The sequence below is a fragment of the Blautia sp. XA-2221 genome (genome assembly GCF_028767025.1).
GTDB lineage: Bacteria > Bacillota > Clostridia > Lachnospirales > Lachnospiraceae > Blautia_A.
In genome coordinates this window covers 111,641-130,992 of the sequence record NZ_JAJQXX010000008.1, presented here as the reverse complement: position 1 = coordinate 130,992, position 19,352 = coordinate 111,641, and the positions used below count along the sequence as shown (strand labels likewise).

The 19,352-nt window shown below is 44.3% G+C and carries 16 protein-coding genes; all 16 read right to left on the bottom strand.

Annotated elements, in window-relative coordinates:
- Window positions 1-65: 65 nt before the first annotated feature.
- The 16 genes from LU279_RS08625 to LU279_RS08550 all read right to left on the bottom strand — a co-directional run bounded on the left by LU279_RS08625 (window position 66) and on the right by LU279_RS08550 (window position 19,352).
- On the bottom strand, window positions 66-1,388 hold the full coding sequence (locus tag LU279_RS08625) for a fibronectin type III domain-containing protein (protein ID WP_274422163.1): 1,323 nt from the start codon (window positions 1,386-1,388) through the stop codon (window positions 66-68).
- Window positions 1,389-1,574: 186 nt separating this feature from the next.
- Window positions 1,575-2,444: a DegV family protein gene (locus LU279_RS08620; protein ID WP_274422162.1), complete on the bottom strand. Its 870-nt coding sequence runs from the start codon at window positions 2,442-2,444 to the stop codon at window positions 1,575-1,577.
- A 137-nt stretch (window positions 2,445-2,581) separates the two neighbouring features.
- Window positions 2,582-3,751: a S41 family peptidase gene (locus tag LU279_RS08615; RefSeq protein WP_274422161.1), complete on the bottom strand. Its 1,170-nt coding sequence runs from the start codon at window positions 3,749-3,751 to the stop codon at window positions 2,582-2,584.
- Between the two features lie 158 nt (window positions 3,752-3,909).
- Window positions 3,910-4,815, bottom strand: coding sequence for a permease-like cell division protein FtsX (gene ftsX, locus LU279_RS08610; RefSeq protein ID WP_274422160.1), 906 nt, complete (start codon window positions 4,813-4,815; stop codon window positions 3,910-3,912).
- Window positions 4,805-5,488 carry a cell division ATP-binding protein FtsE gene (gene ftsE / locus LU279_RS08605; protein ID WP_274422159.1) on the bottom strand — a complete coding sequence of 228 codons (684 nt, stop codon included), beginning with the start codon at window positions 5,486-5,488 and terminating at the stop codon, window positions 4,805-4,807. The genes ftsX and ftsE overlap by 11 nt, the downstream gene beginning before the upstream one ends.
- Before the next feature lie 320 nt (window positions 5,489-5,808).
- A complete protein-coding gene (locus LU279_RS08600; RefSeq protein ID WP_274422158.1) occupies window positions 5,809-6,897 on the bottom strand; it encodes a PucR family transcriptional regulator in 1,089 nt (362 codons plus the stop codon).
- Window positions 6,898-7,049: 152 nt separating this feature from the next.
- Window positions 7,050-7,913: a YitT family protein gene (locus tag LU279_RS08595; protein ID WP_274422157.1), complete on the bottom strand. Its 864-nt coding sequence runs from the start codon at window positions 7,911-7,913 to the stop codon at window positions 7,050-7,052.
- A 103-nt stretch (window positions 7,914-8,016) separates the two neighbouring features.
- Window positions 8,017-8,385 carry a PqqD family protein gene (locus LU279_RS08590; protein WP_274422156.1) on the bottom strand — a complete coding sequence of 123 codons (369 nt, stop codon included), beginning with the start codon at window positions 8,383-8,385 and terminating at the stop codon, window positions 8,017-8,019.
- The gene (locus LU279_RS08585; protein ID WP_274422155.1) at window positions 8,385-10,274 is read right to left on the bottom strand and encodes an OPT family oligopeptide transporter; all 1,890 of its coding nucleotides are present in this window, start codon (window positions 10,272-10,274) and stop codon (window positions 8,385-8,387) included. Before LU279_RS08585 ends, LU279_RS08590 begins: the two co-directional genes overlap by 1 nt.
- A gap of 205 nt (window positions 10,275-10,479) precedes the next feature.
- Entirely contained in the window at window positions 10,480-12,177 is a 1,698-nt protein-coding gene (locus LU279_RS08580) for a peptide ABC transporter substrate-binding protein (RefSeq protein ID WP_274422154.1), read from the bottom strand.
- Window positions 12,178-12,308: 131 nt separating this feature from the next.
- The gene (locus LU279_RS08575) at window positions 12,309-13,286 is read right to left on the bottom strand and encodes an ABC transporter ATP-binding protein (protein WP_274422153.1); all 978 of its coding nucleotides are present in this window, start codon (window positions 13,284-13,286) and stop codon (window positions 12,309-12,311) included.
- Window positions 13,279-14,286 (bottom strand): ABC transporter ATP-binding protein, encoded by a 1,008-nt coding sequence (locus LU279_RS08570; RefSeq protein ID WP_274422152.1) that lies wholly within the window; start codon window positions 14,284-14,286, stop codon window positions 13,279-13,281. Before LU279_RS08570 ends, LU279_RS08575 begins: the two co-directional genes overlap by 8 nt.
- A gap of 1 nt (window position 14,287) precedes the next feature.
- Window positions 14,288-15,343, bottom strand: coding sequence for an ABC transporter permease (locus tag LU279_RS08565; protein WP_274422166.1), 1,056 nt, complete (start codon window positions 15,341-15,343; stop codon window positions 14,288-14,290).
- A gap of 42 nt (window positions 15,344-15,385) precedes the next feature.
- Window positions 15,386-16,297, bottom strand: a complete 912-nt coding sequence (locus LU279_RS08560) for an ABC transporter permease (RefSeq protein WP_274422151.1) — start codon at window positions 16,295-16,297, stop codon at window positions 15,386-15,388.
- A gap of 354 nt (window positions 16,298-16,651) precedes the next feature.
- The gene (locus LU279_RS08555) at window positions 16,652-18,442 is read right to left on the bottom strand and encodes a cobaltochelatase CobT-related protein (protein ID WP_274422150.1); all 1,791 of its coding nucleotides are present in this window, start codon (window positions 18,440-18,442) and stop codon (window positions 16,652-16,654) included.
- Entirely contained in the window at window positions 18,435-19,352 is a 918-nt protein-coding gene (locus LU279_RS08550) for an AAA family ATPase (RefSeq protein WP_274422149.1), read from the bottom strand. The genes LU279_RS08555 and LU279_RS08550 overlap by 8 nt, the downstream gene beginning before the upstream one ends.

Here is a 19,352-nt window from a genome sequence, read left to right as displayed (position 1 = left end):
AAAATACGATAAAACAGAGCAATGCGGAAACTGTTCTTCCATCATTGCTCTGCTGTGAATTTTTCTTATCTCATATATGTTTTCAGCGCCTCATAGACAAATTTCTGTCTTGACTTATATGCCCCTACCTGATTGCCTGTATCTGACTGAAGGGCATGATAGATATTATCAAGAGTTACCGGTCTTTTTGTCTTTTTCAGAACCCGGGCAACTGAACCTTCCCCGCCCTGATGAAGGATGTTAATAAACATTCCTACTGACCTGACTTCTGTGACATGATATTTCTCGCGAATTATCGCTTCCATTTCTCCTATTTGCTGGTACATCAGCTGATCCTGACATTTGATACCTGTAGGAGAGCTGATCAGCTTGACCATGATCCGGGCTCTTCCTGATTCCTCCGGAAGTCTGTAAGAAGACCAGTCTTTTATGTTTTTCACATCATTCCACACATAATTTTTCGGGTCATATTTTGCATATTCTTTAGCGCTCATAGTTTCATGGATCAGAAGAAGCAGCCTTCTTGCTTCATTTGCATACCACTGGCCTGCGCCAATGGTGATTGCATGTTCTGCTCCACTGTTGGTATATGCTTCTGTGAAATCCGTATAATCCTGTCTTCCGTAAACCTGACCTCCGGTTTCCACTGCGTACAGGATTTTCTTCATAACATCTTTCTGAGCAGAATTATATTTTGAATGGTTGCCGCTGTCACCGGAGTCTCCTGCGCCAGTTTCTGTTTCTTGGCTCTGCACCAGATTTGAAGTATACTTTACACCGCCGCTTAATCTGTATGAACGAATACTGTATATATACTTAGTACTTGGAGAAACCTTCATATCTGCCAGCGATTTTCTGTCTTTTTTCACATCTGCCACAAGCGTCCAGCTTTTTCCTGCAACTTTCTTGTATACTCTGTAGCCATCTGCTCTTGATACTGGATTCCAGGATACATTAACTCTTTTTTCTGATACAGCTTTTGCTCTGATAGAAGCCGGAGCCAGGGGACGGGTGGATGCGATTGCTGTTGTATATCCACTGTAAACATTCTTGCCGTTTTCTTTGCGGTAAGCCCGGACAGCATACTGGTATGACTTTCCGCTTGGAAGATTACGATCCAGATATGATGTAACTTCTCTGCCGACTATCTTAATGCGCTGGAACGGCTTTTTTACAGACTCTCTTCTGTAGATCGCATATCCCTGAGCCATAGAGGACGGCTTCCAGCTGATCTTAAGAGCCACTGTAGAAGAGGCATCGATTTTTACTGAAATCTTCTCATTTCTAATACTTGCAGCGCTTACCGGAACTTCCGTACAAAAAACAGTGGTAGCCAGCATAACTGCGGCCAGAAGAAATGCCGCACATCTTTTTCCTATTGTTTTCATTCAACCCTTCCTTTCTCAAGATGAATTCTGAATGTATTTCCTGCTGGCAGCTCTGTCTGACGCCAGCCTTTCTTTTCTATTTTACGGAAAGATTGAAGAAAAAGCAAGCTTTTTTTACAAATTATTATGATTTTATTACATTTTTATTACTTTGAAATATTATTTATCACAGATACCTGACGTTTGTTATCTCTCATCTCCCACAAAAAACAAAGCCATTGTGCCCGGACCGGAATGAGCGCCGATCACTGCGCCTACATAATTGATGATCTCTGTCTTTACCTGATATGTTTCTTTTATTTTATCTGCCAGATACTGAGCCTCTTCCAGACAGTCCCCATGACTGATAAACACGGTATCACAAGAAGAAGCATAGGTTCCGATTTTTTTGTCCATCAGAGCAGCCAGCTCCAGAAGAGATTTTTTGCGCCCCCGTACCTTTCCTATGGGAATCAGCTTCCCTTCTTCGTCCACATGCAGAATCGGTTTGATATTCAGCATACCGCCCAGGACTGCTGCTGTTTTTGACACACGCCCTCCCCTGTGCAGATGATCCAGATCATCCACGGTAAACAGATGTACGATATTTTTCTTATGCTGTTCTGTCCATTCTGCCACTGTATCCATATCCTGGCCGTCTTCCTTCCTCTTCTGCGCCAGATAAACCAGAAGCCCCTGCCCCAGAGATGCGCTGAGAGAATCTACGATCGTGATCCTGCGATCCGGATACTCTTCCAGAAGTTCTTCTGCCGCGATCCGGCAGCTATTGCAGGTTCCGCTGAGACCGGAGGAAAAAGCAATATGCAGAATGTCTTTTCCCTCTTTCAGATATGGCTCAAACAGTTCTTTTGCCTCTTCCGGATTCACCTGAGCAGTTGTTGGCATGGAACCTGTTCTCATTTTCTTATAAAATTCAGATTCCTCCATAAAGTTCTCATGAGTATAATGCGTTCCATCTATTGTATAACTGAGGTACATACAGCCCACCCCATGTTCTCTGTAATAATTTTCCGGCAGATCTGCATTGTTATCCGTTGTGATCACATAATTCTTCATGTTTTCCCCTCCATTTTATAGATCATAACATCAGGCTGTCTTAATATGCTCCGCTGTTACGGAAGCCGTTCTGTGCATTTATCATACCATTACAGTTCGATATGTGCAACAAAAATGAAAAAGAACTGACAATACCTTTATAACACTTTCAGCGATTCCTGAAGCTGATTGTCCTCCTCATGCGTAATCTCCTCCTGATTCAAAAGCTCCGGATCCGGTTTCACCTCCACATCCGGTTTGATGCCCACTTCATTAATGGAGTGTCCTTTTGGCGTGTAGTAATTGGAAACCGTAAGCTTTACCGCGCTTCCGTCACTGAGGGGTCGAAGCTCCTGAACCACGCCTTTTCCATAAGTAACAGTTCCCACGATCGTGCCGATTCCATAATCCTGGACCGCTCCGGCAAAAATCTCCGAAGCGCTGGCGCTGTTTTCGTTTACCAATACCGCAAAAGGCATATCCAGTGGTGTTTTGCCTTCTGATCTTTCCTCACTGCGGTTTCCGTATTTATCTTCCGTATATACGATCAGCCCTTCCGGAAGAATACTGTTTAATATTTCACATACAGAAGTCAGAAGTCCTCCCGGATTTCCTCTCAGATCCACCACCAGTTTCTCCATTCCCTGTTCCTTCAGCCCGGAAAACGCTTTCTCGTACTGAGCCGGAGTCACGTCTGTAAACTCAGATATCCTGATATATCCCACCTGATTTTCAAGCATCTCACTGAATACAGAAGGAAGCTCCACATTTGTGATCTCTACAGTCACTTCCATGGCTTTTTCCACATTCTGTCTGTGAACGGTCAGAACCACTTTTTCCTTTCCGCTTTCTCTGATCATGTCCACAACTTCTGAGACATCCTTTTCCGTGATATCTGTGCCGTCAATACCGCTGATGATATCTCCGGCCTTCAGCCCTGCCTTGTCCCCCGGACCTTCTTCGTAACATTCCACGATCCGGACGCCGCCTTCCTTATTTTTCTGCATTGCAATACCAATTCCCACATAGGCTCCCATAGTGGAAGAATTCTCCTGCTCATATTCCTCTGCCGTGTAGTATCTGGAATAGACATCTCCCAGACCATATACCAGACCTGTATAAAGCCCCTCTGCAAGTTTTTCCTGATCTACTTCCCCCAAATACTCTTCATCGATCAGATGTTCCAGAAATTTCAACTTGCGTACATGCTCCGAATCCGAAAGAACTCCGTCATACTGAAGGCGATAGCCCAGATATCCGCCTGCTCCCACTGCCAGAGAAAGTGCAACGCCTGCAGCAATTCCTTTTATATACTCTTTATTTTTCATTGATATTCCTGCCCCCTGTAAAAACAAACGGCACAATGCTCTCTTTCCGCTGAAAGACAAAGCCTTATGCCGCTTGTTCATTTCTCTTTATTTTCAAAAATCATTTCCGGAAAAATCCGGACTTTTTATGTATACTGACTGTGCCGGGATACTTCTCCTTATACCCGAAGATGTTTTCTGGTTGTCAGGAAGCTTCCAATCAGACCGATTCCAATTCCCAGTGCAAGGCCAATAGGAACAAGTGCTTTATAAATCTCTGTTACCGGAATAAACGCAACAATGCCTGTGAGAACATTAAATCTTGTCAGTATATACTCTATCGCTGAACTATAAACAAAATACAGAGCTATCAGAGGAATCGCTGCGCCTACAATACCGAGAACAATACCTTCCATCACAAAAGGCGCCCGGACAAACCCATCTGTGGCTCCTATATATTTCATAATTCCGATTTCTTCCTTACGGACAGAAATACCAACGGAAACCGTATTGCTGATCAGGAAAACAGAAATCAGCAGAAGCACTATGATAATTGCCATAGAAGCGTAGGACACAAGACGGTTAAAGCTTCCCAGAGTTTTTGCCGCCTCCTCTGACTGATTTACCTCGCGCACATGCTCCAGCCCCTGAATAAAATTAACCAGCTCTGTCTGCTTTTCAATCTGATTCATGTAAACTGCATAGTTGGCAGAGTTTACAAGTGGATTGTCATCCCGGAATCCCTCTGCGGCCTCAGATCCGTCAAAATATTTTTCCTTATATTCATTCCACGCCTCATCTGCAGAGGTAAATACGATTTCCTGCACTTCCGGGCGCTGTCTGATCTGCTCGCCGATCATATCAATCTGTTCCTGGGTTGTTCCCTCGTCAAAAAATACTGTGATCGGCACTTCCTGCTCTACTTTGTGAGCAATATTATCCACATTGTTTACAATAGAATAAAAAATACCTACAAGAAAGATACATGCCGCCATTGTAAGAATTGACGCAATGGAAAACATCCAGTTTCTTTTTATATTTTTAACACCCTGTTTCAGGGTAAACCATATGGTACTAGGCCTCATGATATCCTCCTTCTTTCTCATCGCTGACAATGACGCCCTCATGCATGGTAACAACACGTTTTTTCATGGAGTTTACAATTTCTTTATTATGGGTTACTACCAATACAGTCGTTCCGCGCTCGTTGATCTCTGCCAGAAGATTCATGATCTCCTCTGCTGTCTGGGGATCAAGATTTCCGGTCGGCTCATCTGCAAGCAGAATATCCGGACGATTTACAAGCGCTCTGGCAAGAGCCACTCTCTGCTGCTCACCACCGGAAAGCTCATCCGGATAGGATTTATATTTCTCTGCAAGTCCAACCTCCATAAGCACTTCAGGAACACGCTTACGGATCACCTTTCCCGGCCTTCCGATCACACGCTGGGCAAAAGCTACATTTTCATATACATTTCTGTCTTTAAGCAGACGGAAATCCTGGAATACAACGCCAAGTTTTCTTCGGTATTTGGCAACTCTGCTGTGTTTCATTGTTTCCAGACGCTCACCGCTTACGATCAGCTGACCGCTGGTACTGTCAAGTTCTTTCATCAGAAGCTTGATCAGAGTTGACTTACCGGACCCGCTGCTTCCTACTACAAAAACGAACTCTCCTTTATCCACATGTAAGTTCGCATGACTGACAGCCGGAAGACCTTTTCCGTATGACTTACTTACATCAATCAGATCTATCATATGTTCCTCCTTTTAGAACAAACCATTGCTTTCTCTTCACAGAAAAATACTGCCATGGGATTCCGGCAGTATCAGTTTGCATCCCGCAAATAAGCATTTTAATGTTTTTGTAACAATGTTGTAACATACTTCCGAAAGAATTTCAAGTGTTTTTTTGAAATCCAAAAGATTTTCATAAAATTTTTACATTAATTTATTGTTTAAGAATGGGGAGAATTCCAAAGAATCCTCCCCTACTGTTTATATGGAACCAGATGATAACTGCTCACATGATACTGTTGCACGCCGAGGTAAAACAGCAATCCCATATGTTTTCCGCATCAGTATTCCAGTGTCTCCATATATTTCATATATCTTACAACCATAAGAGCAATCTTGAATGTAATGGCATCCTCAAACACTCTCAGGTCAAGCCCTGTGCTTTTCTGAAGTTTGTCAAGACGGTATACCAATGTATTTCTGTGAATGTAAAGCTGTCTTGATGTCTCAGACACGTTCAGGCTGTTCTCAAAGAATTTGTCAATTGTGACAAGTGTTTCTTCGTCAAAATCATCCGGAGATTTATTTTCAAAAATTTCTTTGATGAACATTTTACAAAGCGGTATCGGAAGCTGATAGATCAGTCTGCCAATTCCCAGGGAACTGTATGCGATCACATCCCTGTCACCGAAAAAGATTTTTCCAACATCCAGAGCCATTCTTGCCTCTTTATAAGATCTGGAAACCTCTTTCAGCTCACAGACAATTGTTCCGTATGCGATATGAGTGCCGTTCTCCAGACCAAAGCCCAGTGTGTCAAGAATCGCATGAGCCAGCTTATCCATATCACTGTAGCCTTCTCCGTCTTCAAGCTGTTTCACGATAATAATGCTTCTCTCATCCACTGCCGTAATAAAATCTTTTGTTTTTCCGCCGAAAAAGCTCTTTACCGCTTCCATTGCATTGTGGTCTTTTTCCTGCTGAAGCTCCATGATCATAACAACACGGCGTACGTCCGCATCAATATGAAGTTTCTTGGCACGGTTGTAGATATCCACCAGCAAAAGATTATCAAGAAGAAGATTTTTGATAAAGCTGTCCTTATCAAAACGTTCTTTATAAGCAACGATCAGATTCTGCACCTGGAACGCTGCCAGCTTGCCAACCATATAAGTGTCCTCATCGTCGCCATGTGCAACCAGAATATATTCCAGCTGATAATCGTCGCACACCTTAAAATACTGAAATCCTTTTACAAGCTGACTGTCAGCCTGAGATTCTACAAACGCCTGCACATCTCCCGGCTGAACTGAAAAATCCGAAAATGTGGATGCCAGAACCTTTCCTTCTGTGTCTATAATACAAAACTCGATTCTGGATATTTCCTTTAACCCTTCCAGTGTATTCTGAAGTACCTGATTTGATATCATCTGCAAACATCCCTTCTCATGCATTCTGCATGTCTCTTCTTTTTCCCATAAAGAAACCTGTACATAAAGGTATTTTAATACAATATCACCAAAATTAAAAGAGGAAATCGTAAATTTGTTACAAATTTTCAGGTGATTTTTGTGTATTTTTCCTATCTTTCTATAAACCCTTCTCCATGGACCTCTCTTGCATCGCCTACAATCACAAATGCTTTGGGATCAATCTCATCAATTTTTTCTTTCAGCTGAACCAGTTCTTTCTTTCCAACCACGCAGTAAAGCATCAGTTTTTCCTGACCGGAATACATTCCCTTTGCAGAAATTCCTGTTACGCCCCGGTCAAGATCATGGATGATCATCCTTGCAATGGCTTCCGGCTTATCCGTAATAATATTCACTTCTTTTGAAAATTTCAGACCTTCGATCAACCCGTCCGATACCTTTGTTACAAGATAAACTGCAATGATGGCATAAAGCCCTTTACGGATTCCGAATACATACATACCCACAAGGACAATGGAACCGTCAATAAACTGCATGATTTGCGCAATGGTATAATGACGCATATATTTCTGGATAATGGCAGCAAGCATGTCCGTTCCTCCGGTTGTACCTCCGCCCAGAAATACCATTCCGATTCCTGCGCCAAGGATGATCCCTCCGTAAACGGAGGAAAGAAGAAGATCATCAGAAAGCTTCCACTCCGGAAGAACTGCCAGCCACATGGTAAGAGTCATATCTCCCACCAGAGCTTTTTTTACAAAAGAAAATCCTTTCAGCTTTGTTGCCAGAATAAAAAGAGGAATATTCAGACTCAGGTTCGTCACCCACAGAGGGACTCCGTTTTCCACAATTCCTCTGGTCCACTCCTTTACCAGAATGGCTGCTCCGGAAAAGCCGCCTGTAACCAGTCCGCATGAATCAAAGCATGCCTTGATCGCAGTTGCCATCAGCCCTGTTCCCAGAAAAATAACCAGATACTCAAGCCATATAGATCTTTTTCCTGCCAGTTTCATATAAAAGCCTCCTCCTGTAGTGATATAACTCTAACGCGATAAAGCGTCCCTTATCCTAAAAGAACGGGAGACGGCCCATGCCGCTTCCCGCTCTTAGTCTGCCCTATTTCTGAGGCATATTTACAAATTTAATAAAATGATAGCTTTCAACAATCTGGAAATACTTGATAATCCTGGGATACAGAGGTTCAGCTGCCTCCCCGAATTTATCCTTTACCAGAAGCGCAATATCTGTCACTGTACGTTTTCCGTCGATCAGAGGCCAGATAAAGCTTCCCTGAGCGTCCAGATGGACTTTGGTAAAACGCGGCTTGTTAAATACAGTCTGGGCGATTTTGTTCATGATCCCTGTGTTTTCCACTTCAAGGATCACTCTGTCCTTCAGATCTGTGTGCCATTTCAGCGACTGATTTTTTTCCGGAATAAGATCCAGATAGTTGATCTGCATACCTTTATCTTTCTTTTTTCTCATCAGGCTTTTCTTTTATTCCATAAGGAGAATTTCAGAAGACCAAGGATCATGAGAGCCATGATCACAACGCCGCCGATATTTCCCAGATTGATAAATGCAGGAATACTGATTCCGGCAACTGCCAGAATAGCCAGGAAAATACCCACAAGTCCCTCTCCGGCGATCATACCCGCGCAGTACAGAGTACCATTGGTAACCTGAGATTCTTTTGTTTTGCTGTCAACATTTTTACGTCTATCCAGGAACATACGAACAATACCACCGATCATAATGGTTGTGTTCAGGTAAATCGGAAGGTAAAGTCCAATTGCAAAAGGCATTACCGGAATTCTTAAGATTTCCAGGCCCAGAGCAAGGAATACACCTACAAATACCAGAGTCCATGGCAGATCTCCGCCCATGATACCCTCAACAATCATCTTCATCAGACCAGCCTGAGGAGCAGGAACCTCTGCAGTGCCATATCCCCATGCAGCGTCAAGAAGATAGAGAACTCCACCGATAGCAAGACCGGAAACAACAACGCCAAGGAGCTCGCCGATCTGCTGTGTCTTCGGTGTTGCACCAAGAAGGTATCCTGTCTTCAGGTCCTGAGAAGTGTCGCCTGCAATAGCAGCAACGATACAGATAACGGAACCGATCGCAATAGCGCCTTTCATTCCGTCAATACCGGTTTCTCCTGTTGCCTTGATGGCAAAAGTAGCAAGAAGCAGTGTGGCAATCGCCATACCGGATACCGGGTTATTGGAAGAACCGATCATACCAACCATACGGGAAGATACGGTTGCAAAGAAGAAGCCGAATACCACGATCATCAGCGCGCCCAGGAAGTTTACCGGGATTGCAGGAACAAACCAGATAATAAATACCATAGCAACGATTCCTGCCAGAATAAAGCCCATAGGAAGATCCTTATCTGTTCTTAAAGTACCGCCGTTCTGGGATCCTTTCATACTCTTCATGGAATCACGGAAGGTAGAAATAATCAGAGGCAGAGATTTAATAAGAGAAATGATACCGCCTGTTGCGATAGCGCCTGCTCCGATGTATTTTACATAGTTTGACCAGATTGCTGCTGCTCCGCCCTCTGCAAAAAGCTGTGAAACAGTTACGCCAGCTTCTGCCGGGTACAGAGAAATATCAGGTCCGAACAGACAGATCAGCGGAATGATCACCAGCCATCCTACAATGGAACCTACGAACATGAAAGAAGCAATTCTCGGTCCAACGATATAGCCAACACCAAGAAGAGCCGGATATACTTCCATACCAATTTCGCCCTTAAAGGATTTAAAAGCAACTGCAACGTCTGCAGGAATCACCTTCAGACCGTCTACGATAAATTTGAATGCAGCTGCAATTCCCATGCCGGAGAATACAGTAGCTGCATTGGAGCCTCCTTCTTCACCTGCAAGAAGCACGTTTGCACATGCAGTTCCTTCCGGATAAAGAAGAGTTGCATGCTCTTTTACGATCAGAGCATTACGAAGGGGTACCATAAAAAGTACACCAAGTATACCGCCGCAAAGTGCGATCAGTGTGATTTCTACAATACCCGGCTTTTCTGTAAGGCCTTCTTCTGCCCACAGAAACAGGGCCGGCATTGTGAAGATTGCTCCGGCTGCAAGAGACTCTCCGGCAGAACCGATCGTCTGCACCAGGTTGCTCTCCAGAATGGAGTTTTTCTTCATAATCACGCGTATAACACCCATGGAAATAACTGCTGCCGGAATAGAAGCCGATACGGTCATACCAACGCGAAGGCCAAGATAGGCATTGGCTGCACCGAATACAACAGCGAGGATCATACCCATGATTATGGATGTCACCGTCATTTCCGGTGTGATTTTTTCAGCCGGAACATACGGTTTGAACTCTTTGTTATTCATTGATTTCCTCTCCCTTTATTTTTATTGCGAACCTTTTTCCATTATACTAATTTACGACAGCATATGCAAGTTGTTTTTATACAATAAATATACAGTTTTATTTTATAAATATGCAACAAAAGCACTGCTCCGCAGATAATCTCTTTACCTGCTTTGCAGTGCTTTTATATTGGCTTATTTCAGAGAAAAATTTTCTCAGATATGCTTATCTTCCGAACTGCATATCGTTGTTTCCGGACTCTGTTTCCCACATTTCAAGCATGTTGATCGGGTCATTGTAGTCTGCCAGCCAACCTTCACGGCAGAAGTCAAATTTACCCTGTTTTCTCTCGTCAAGGAATACAGACCACTCACGGGTTTCCACAGTTACATTGATTCCGATAGCAGCCAGATCCTGCTGGATAGACTCGCCGATCTTAACATTGCCTTCTGCGTCATTTGTCAGATATGTCATGTTGAGCGGAGTTTCTGCAGAAAGCATTCCACTTTCATCGAACTTATATCCGGCACCTTCAAGAAGCTTTCTTGCCTCTTCCAGGTTCTCCTCATATGCGTTCGGATCAAAGTATCCTACAACATCTTCCATCGGATATGTGTAAGCGTCGTCATTTGTACGGAATTCTCCTCCGTTGCCGTCTAACATACCGGTTGGGATAAAGGTGTTTGCAACTTCCTGATCAGCCTGTGCGATTGTGTCAACAATGTACTGGCGGTCAATAAGAAGGTTGATTGCCTTTCTCATATCTGCAGCCTGCTGTATTGTTTTACCTTTGAACAGGTCACTGTTTACATTAAATCCTGCATAGTATGTTCCCAGTGTAGGAATGTTGTGATATTCTTCTTTTTCTTTTGCTGTTGCCATCATGTCTGTTGCGATTGTGTCGATAAACTGCAGGGAACCATCCTCAAATGCATTCCAGATTGCTGTATCGTCTGCACTTAACATGAACTGAACTTTCTCAAGAGAAACCTCATCTGCTCTGAAGTAGTTCGGATTTTTCTCATAAGTCATGGACTCATTGTGTTTCCACTCTGTACATGTCATCGGACCGGAAGTAACGAAGCCGGATTCCACGCACCATGCGCCCGGGTTTCCATCAGCGCCTTCTGCTGATTCCACGCACTGCTGCGGAACCGGATAAAATGCCGGGAATGCACACAGATCAAGGAAATATGCACATGGAGCTTTCAGTTTTACAGTAAAGGTGTTGCCTGAGCCTGCAATATCCAGTGTGTCATCATCTTTTCTTGCAATGATGTCAGCAAGATAGGAGTAGTCTGCACCTGTTTCAGGAGTAACAAGACGGTTCCAGCTGTATACCACATCTTCTGCATTAAGCTCTTCACCGTCAGACCATTTCAGTCCGTCTCTCAGAGTAAAGGTGTAAGTCAGACCATCTTTACTTACCTCACAGCCTTCTGCCAGCTCAGGAACCAGTTTTCCATCTGCATCATAGCTGTACAGACCTGAGAATGCAAGAATTGCAAGGCAGGCGCCGTCTACAGTAGAGTTAAGAGCCGGGTCAAGTTTATTTGGCTCAGATGCGATCTGAAGGCTTAAAGTATTGCCCGGAGCTTTTGCAAATCCGAAATATTTAAAGCCAAACAGGTTTGCATAAATGTTGTCTACATCTGTGCTCTGCATGTACACATCATTGTAATAATACAGCGGAATGATCGCCCATGTGTTCATAAGCTCATCCTCTGCCTCATGCATCAGAGCCTCTCGTTTAACCAGGTCTGTTTCAGATCTGATTTCTGCGATGCGCGCATCATAGTTCTCCCATGCCGGTGCCGCTTCGCTGGATGGTCCATGCTCTTCAGAAGCATATACGGTTGCCCCGCCTACGGTGGTTACTGCCATAGCTGCTGCAAGAGCAAGTGCTACGTGTTTCTTCTTCATAAAAAATTCCTCCTGTCTGGATTTTATTTACAGCTTTCACTGCAGTTTATACAAACACCACACAATTCCTGCACGGTAAATGTATCCTTTTAAAATGTATCCCTTTAAATTGTATGTCCTGATATCCGGGTTTATTTGTTAAAGCATGCTACCATATGTCCGTTTCCTCTGTCTGTCAGAGTAGGGCACTCTTTTGCACAGCGCTCAGTAGCATATTTGCAGCGGGTACGGAATGCACAGCCGGTAGGCATATGCAGAGGACTTGGCACATCACCTTCAAGGATGATACGCTGACGTTCTTTCGCAACCTTAGGATCCGGATAAGGTACCGCACTTAACAGTGACTGAGTATACGGATGGATCGGAGATTCGTTGAGATCGTCTGCATCTGCGATCTCCACGATCCTTCCCAGGTACATAACCGCAATACGGTCGGAAATATGATGAACCACCAGAAGATCGTGGGCGATAAAGAGGTATGCTACTCCCAGCTTCTCCTGAAGCTCCTCGAACATATTGATCACCTGCGCCTGAATGGAAACGTCAAGGGCGCTGACTGCCTCATCACATACAATAAATCTTGGTCTTGTTGCAAGGGCTCTGGCAATACCGATACGCTGACGCTGACCGCCGCTGAACTCATGAGCATAGCGTGTTGCATGCTCTGCATTCAGTCCCACCAGTTCCATCAGCTCCAGGATCCTGTCGCGGCGCTCACCTTTACCGGAATACAGCTTATGTACATCCAGAGGCTCTCCGATAATATCTTCTACTGTCATTCGTGGATTCAGAGAAGAATACGGATCCTGAAACACCATCTGCATTTCCTTACGCATATGGCCAATGCTGTGTTTATCTACTCTTTTTCCGTCAAAAAACACATCGCCGGAAGTAGGTGTATATAATCTCAGAAGAGAGCGGCCTACGGTAGTTTTTCCACATCCGGATTCACCTACCAGACCCAGAGTCTCACCGGGCTTAATGTTAAAAGATACACCGTCTACAGCTTTCAGAGGTGTGTTTTTCATAAAACCTGTCTTAACAGGAAAATACTGTTTCAGGTTGTTGACCTCAACCAGATATTCGCTTTTATTTGTTACATTACTCATTGTTCTTTCCCTCCTGCTGCGCCTCTATCTGCTCCTTCACACTCATCCAGCAGGAAGCAAAATGTCCGTCAGGCATCTGAACTTCCGGTGGAATTTCCTCAATGCAGATTTTCATTGCATTTTCGCATCTCGGACAGAATGCGCAGCCCTTCGGCATGTTCAGAAGGTTGATAGGAGTTCCCGGGATCGGGATCAGTTTCTCTCCCATGCGGTCCACACTTGGAATAGACTTCAGAAGTCCCTTTGTGTACTCATGAGCCGGACGATAGAAAATATCCTCTGCAGTTCCTCTCTCACAGACACGGCCGCCGTACATAACAATGATCTCATCACACATATCTGCAATAACGCCAAGATCATGTGTTACCATGATAATCGCCATACCCAGTTTTTTCTGAAGACTCTGCATCAGTTCCAGGATCTGCGCCTGAATGGTTACGTCAAGAGCAGTTGTGGGCTCATCTGCGATCAGAATGTCTGGTTCACATGCCAGTGCCATAGCGATCATAACACGCTGACGCATACCTCCGGAAAGCTCGTATGGATACTGTTTTACACGTTTCTCCGGCTCGTTGACGCCAACCAGGGTCAGCATCTCAATGGCGCGGTCCATTGCCACCTTGCCTTTGCGTTCTGTATGAAGCTCGATTGCTTCTTTTAACTGATTTCCAATAGTAAATACAGGATTCAGACTTGTCATGGGATCCTGGAAAATAATAGAGCAGCATTTTCCGCGGAATTCTCTCATCTGTTTCTCTGAAAACTGTGTAATATCCTGGCCTTTATAAAGAACCTGGCCTTTTTTGATGCTTCCGTTCTTTTCCAGAATTTGCATAATTGAATATGCGGTAACACTTTTTCCGGAACCGGACTCTCCTACAATTCCCAGAATTTTTCCCCTGTCCAGATTAAAGGAAACACCGTTTACCGCCATAACCTCTCCTCTGTCAGTTTGAAAAGAGGTATTTAAGTCTACGACTGAAAGTATATTCTCACTCATCTTAATCCCTCCTCAGTTTCGGGTCAAAGGCATCACGAAGGCCGTCGCCCAGTAAGTTAAATGCAAGTGTGATCAGACAGATCATGATAGCCGGGAAGATCAGCTTATAAGGATAAGCAGTCAGACCCGCACGTCCCGCATTTGCCAGAGATCCAAGAGAAGGCATCGGAGCCTGTACGCCAAGTCCGATAAAGCTCAGGAAACTCTCTGTAAAGATCGCTGACGGGATCTGAAGAGCGCCTGATACAATAATTACACTGATACAGTTTGGAAGAATATGCTTGCGGATGATTCTTCCTGATTTTGCGCCGCTGATCTTAGCTGCCAGCACATATTCGTTCTGTTTAATAGTAAGGATCTGTCCACGCACCATACGCGCCATACCTGTCCAGTACAGAAGACCGAATACAATAAACAGGGAGATCATGTTCGGTCCCAGCTTCTGAAGGAATGGGATCGAGTCTACATTCAGCGTTTCACGGAGCACCACGGAAAGCAGGATCACCATGAGCATATCGGGAAGCGAATATATAATATCCACAATACGCATCATGATCAGATCGACCTTTCCTCCAAAGTATCCCGAGATACTTCCGTACATAACTCCGATAATAAGGACAATGATGCTGGCAAAAAGGCCAACCGCCAGAGATACTCTTGTTCCGTAAATAACACGAACAAAGTAATCACGTCCCATTTCGTCTGTTCCCATAATATGAGGGAATACCTTACCGCCTTCCTCTATGTACTTCTGTTCCAGTTCTGAGTACTGGAACGGCGCCATATTGGAAGCTGTTTTATCTCTTCTGCCATTTACAGTAATGATCTGAGAGTAGGAATATGGTACTACATGAGGTACGATAAAGATCATTCCAACGATCAGAATCAGAACTACCAGGCTGCCCATAGCCAGCGGATTTCTTCTCAGCTTGCGGAATCCGTCTTTCCAGAAAGAAGTGGACTCGCTCATAACATCCTGCTGTCTTTTCTCTTCATCAGTTGCTTTTTCAAATTTTTTCAAATCAATCTGGAAGCTTAATGGCGACTTCTTCGGCATCTCATCCAGATTTTTACTGGTGTTATCCACTTAGTTTCCTCCTTAATCCAGTTTAATTCTCGGGTCGATCATCTTATATACGATATCAGTGATCAGGTTCATCGTTACCATCAGTACCGCCAGGAAAATTGTAGTACCCATGATCAGAGGATAATCTCTGTTTGTAATGGCCTCTACAAATTTTGCACCCAGACCGCCGATGGTAAAGATTTTTTCCACCACAAGGCTTCCTGTAAGAATGGAGGCTGTCATGGGGCCTACATAAGTGATAACCGGAATCAGAGAATTTCTGAGTGTGTGTTTAAAAATCGTTTTCATCCGGGATACACCCTTAGCTCTTGCGGTACGCACATAATCCTGTCCCAGAACGTCAAGCATGCTGCTCTTGGTAAGACGTGTGATGTATGCCATAGGATAAGCTGCCAACGCAATAACCGGAAGCACATAATTCTGGTTCTCAGGACTCCACACCGGAACCCACTTCAGAGTAACGCAGAATACCAGCAGCAAAAGCGATGCAAACACAAAGCTGGGCAACGACGTAAACAATGTTGAAAAGAAAATGATCAGCCGGTCAGGAAGATGATTTCTTGTAAGCGCAGCAAGACTTCCAAAGATCAGGCCAAGCACCAGGGCTGTAAGGATTGCCATTCCTCCAAGTTTTGCAGAAACCTTAAAGGATTCAAAAATTGTTGTTTTGATGTCACGACCTGTTTTTGCGGAAACACCGAAATCTCCATGAGCAAGGTTCTTCATATAAAGAACAAACTGCTCTCCTACCGGTTTATCCAGATTAAATCTCTTCTCCAGTGCCTCTTTTACTTCCGGAGAAAGTGCTTTTTCACCGTCAAAAGGTCCGCCCGGAATGGCGTTCATGGCAAAGAATGTGATACCACAGACAATAAAAACGGTGACAATAGCGAGAAGAACTCGCTTTGTAACGTATTTTCCCACGTAAATACACTCCTTTTTGTTTTTTCTGACAATATTAAAGGGATGCGCTTTTATTCGTATAATTCAGGATTTTCCTATAAAAGAGTTCCTCTGTTTTCGTTTTTTACCACTTTAGCGTAAACATTTGTCCTTATATAGCGGACACTCATGATAAAAAAAATAACAGTCCTTCAGGCTCCTATCTATCCCTTTATTGCATTTACACATTATATCTGATTTCACAAAATTATTCAACTGTTTTTTTGATATCATCTGCAAAAATACGCAAAAAAATTACAGTTTTTTCCTCTGTTCCATGTATTTCCCACAAAAAACAACAGCCTGATCCCTGTTATTCTGCAGGATATCAGGCTGTTACTCTGTTTCCAGCTGCTTTCTGAGATATCTTCCGACGATTCTCGAAAAGTTATATATGTCCCGGATATAGGCAAAATCCTTGCCAAAAATTTTCTTTTCTGTGGCAAGATCTTTTTCCTCCCCGGCGAACACCCCCAGTACACTGACCTCAAGATTTCTCAGTCTGCGGACTTCTGTAGCTGTATCCGAAACCGCAAGATTTCCGCGGTATGGCTGAGGATTTTTGGCATTCGGTCTGTTGACGATCACATCATAGGGCCGCCCGTCGCTGAGTACAATGAGGATCTTCTTTTCTTCCTGTCTTTGGAGAAGGCTGTAGCCCACTGTTTTTATGGCAAGCCCGTCCCGGTTGTTGGAAGAAGTCACATAATTAAAAATATTCTCATTTTCTGTTCTGGGATCATCATACTCCCGGAATCTGTGCAGGATCGTATAGTCCCAGAAAGTACAGAAGCTCATAACTCTGTGAGGAATCTCTACATTGCTCAGAGCCTCACTGATAATATATGCCTGAGCTGCCACCTCGCCCTGACGGCTCATCTGAGATCCGCTTGCATCGATCAGCACATCCACCACAAAATCAGCCGCATCCGCTTTCAGTTCTCTCTGAAATATTTTTGCATCGCTGCTTCTTCCGATCCTCCACAATCTGGACGGAACGATCGTTCCTCTGTCCGACAGCACCGTCTGAGTTTCTGCTCTCAGAGTAAGGGATTTACGAAGGGTATCTGTCAGCTCAGCGATATTATGCTTTACAATTCTGTGCCTGTCATGATACAGCCAGATGTTTTTATTTTTCAGACGGACCGCATATTCATACTGGTAATTTCTCTTTACAGGATTTTTCAGTATTCCCTCTGTGAAATAAAGACTGCAGTCTCCATGTATTCCCCGGCACATCAGATGGTTGATCCGCTTTTCTTCCGCCTCAGTCAGGTAGGTTTTGCCGTAATTCAGTTCTACATACGTGTGGGCTTTTTCCAGCACCTCCGGAGGAAGAACCGTGATCTTCTGTTTTGTCCTTCGTTCTTCTTCCATAGATTCTGTAACGGACCGGTCTTCCAGCGCTGTCATATTTCCTGTCAGCTGCTCCACATAGCTTTCCAGAGCCTCCTCATACAGCTCTTCTGTAAGGTAATCCTCCCAGGGATAATCTGTAAGTTCCTTTACGCTGACCGCAAGTACCTTTTCCAGATTCCCGTGAACAGCTTCAAAAGACGGATCCACAAGACGGTTATAGAGCTCGTCCACAATCCGGATCAGATCCATGGTGTTTTGCGCTCTGCCTGCGCCTGCCACTGTTTCTGTCAGTTCCTGAAGCTTTTTTTCCGCCCGGTAAGAACTGCCGTCCAGACGCCTTCTCAGCACTGCTGCTCTCAGCCTCCCAAGTGTATTGCCCGGAGCGCACATCTGCTCAAATTCCTGATCCAGAATGTCCTCACAGGCTTTTCGCTGAATGGAACGGATTCCCGGACGTTCCTGACAGACTTTTTCTCCCACAGCTTCTTCAATACAAAGCTGGGCAAGCTGCGTCAGGCACATTTCATCTGCCTGCAGGAACACTTTTTTCACCAGATACATTCCCATCATATCTCTGTCATAAAACCTGGCAAACGCCCCCTGTTTGATACCGTCATAAAGGGCAATTGCCTCTGATCTTAGAAACAGGGACACATCCGGTTTCATTTCCAGCGCATAATCTCCGCTGACAGTCCAGAGAAGATTTTTCAGTCTGTTTTCCAGTTCAAACCGGCTGTCCTCCAGTTCTATGGGAAATTCCTTATTCATAGACATCCTCTTTTGTCCATTCCCGTGGAATACGGGTTCTCACTACATCCTCCACGATCTCTTTTTCAAAAACGTCAAAAGTTTTGTTGATCACGCCCATCTGCACCGCCTGCCAGGGAGAAAGTCCTGTATCTACGATCTTCATGGCTGCCAGAAGTCCTCTGAGATCCAGAGGCTTTGTGGAAATCTCACTATTCATGGCTTTTTTCTGAAGATCCAGAAAGACACCGGCAAACTGTTCTATCGCCGATGCTCTGGCGCCTGGAAACATCTGATCAAAAATAAACTTCAGAGAATCCTCTGTCTGAGCCGGCATATCGATCACCAGGAAACGGGAAACAAGAGCTTCATTCAGTTCTTTTGTTCCTGCATATCCATAATTCATGGTTCCGATAAATCTGGCTGCCGGATGGAGGTCAATTCTGTCATAACCCGGAACATCAATGGAGCGGCGGTAATCAAGGGTCGCATGAAGTACAGATACCGCATCATTTTTCGCCATATTGATCTCATCCAGGATTCCAAAACCGCCAAATTCCGCACACTGATAAATACTTCCTTTACGAAGCTTTACTTCGTTGTCAACAAATGTATCTGTTCCAATCAGGTCGCCGCTGTTGGTATTTACATGAAAGGATACATTATAGGAAGGTCTGCCGAAAATATAAGCAAGATTCTCTGCCAGGATATTTTTTCCTGTTGCTTTCGGTCCTGTCAGAAGAAGATTTTCACCCCGGAGAAGACCTGCAATGGCCATCTCCAGGATGTCTTTTCCATAAAAGGGGATCGAGGGCTTCACAATTCTGTAAACAGCAGCCTCATCTGTGGTATAGGTATTCCGAAAGTCTTCTACCTGACGGATCAGTTCCGGAGAAACCTGCTGCTCCTCCAGAAATCTCAACTCTTCCAT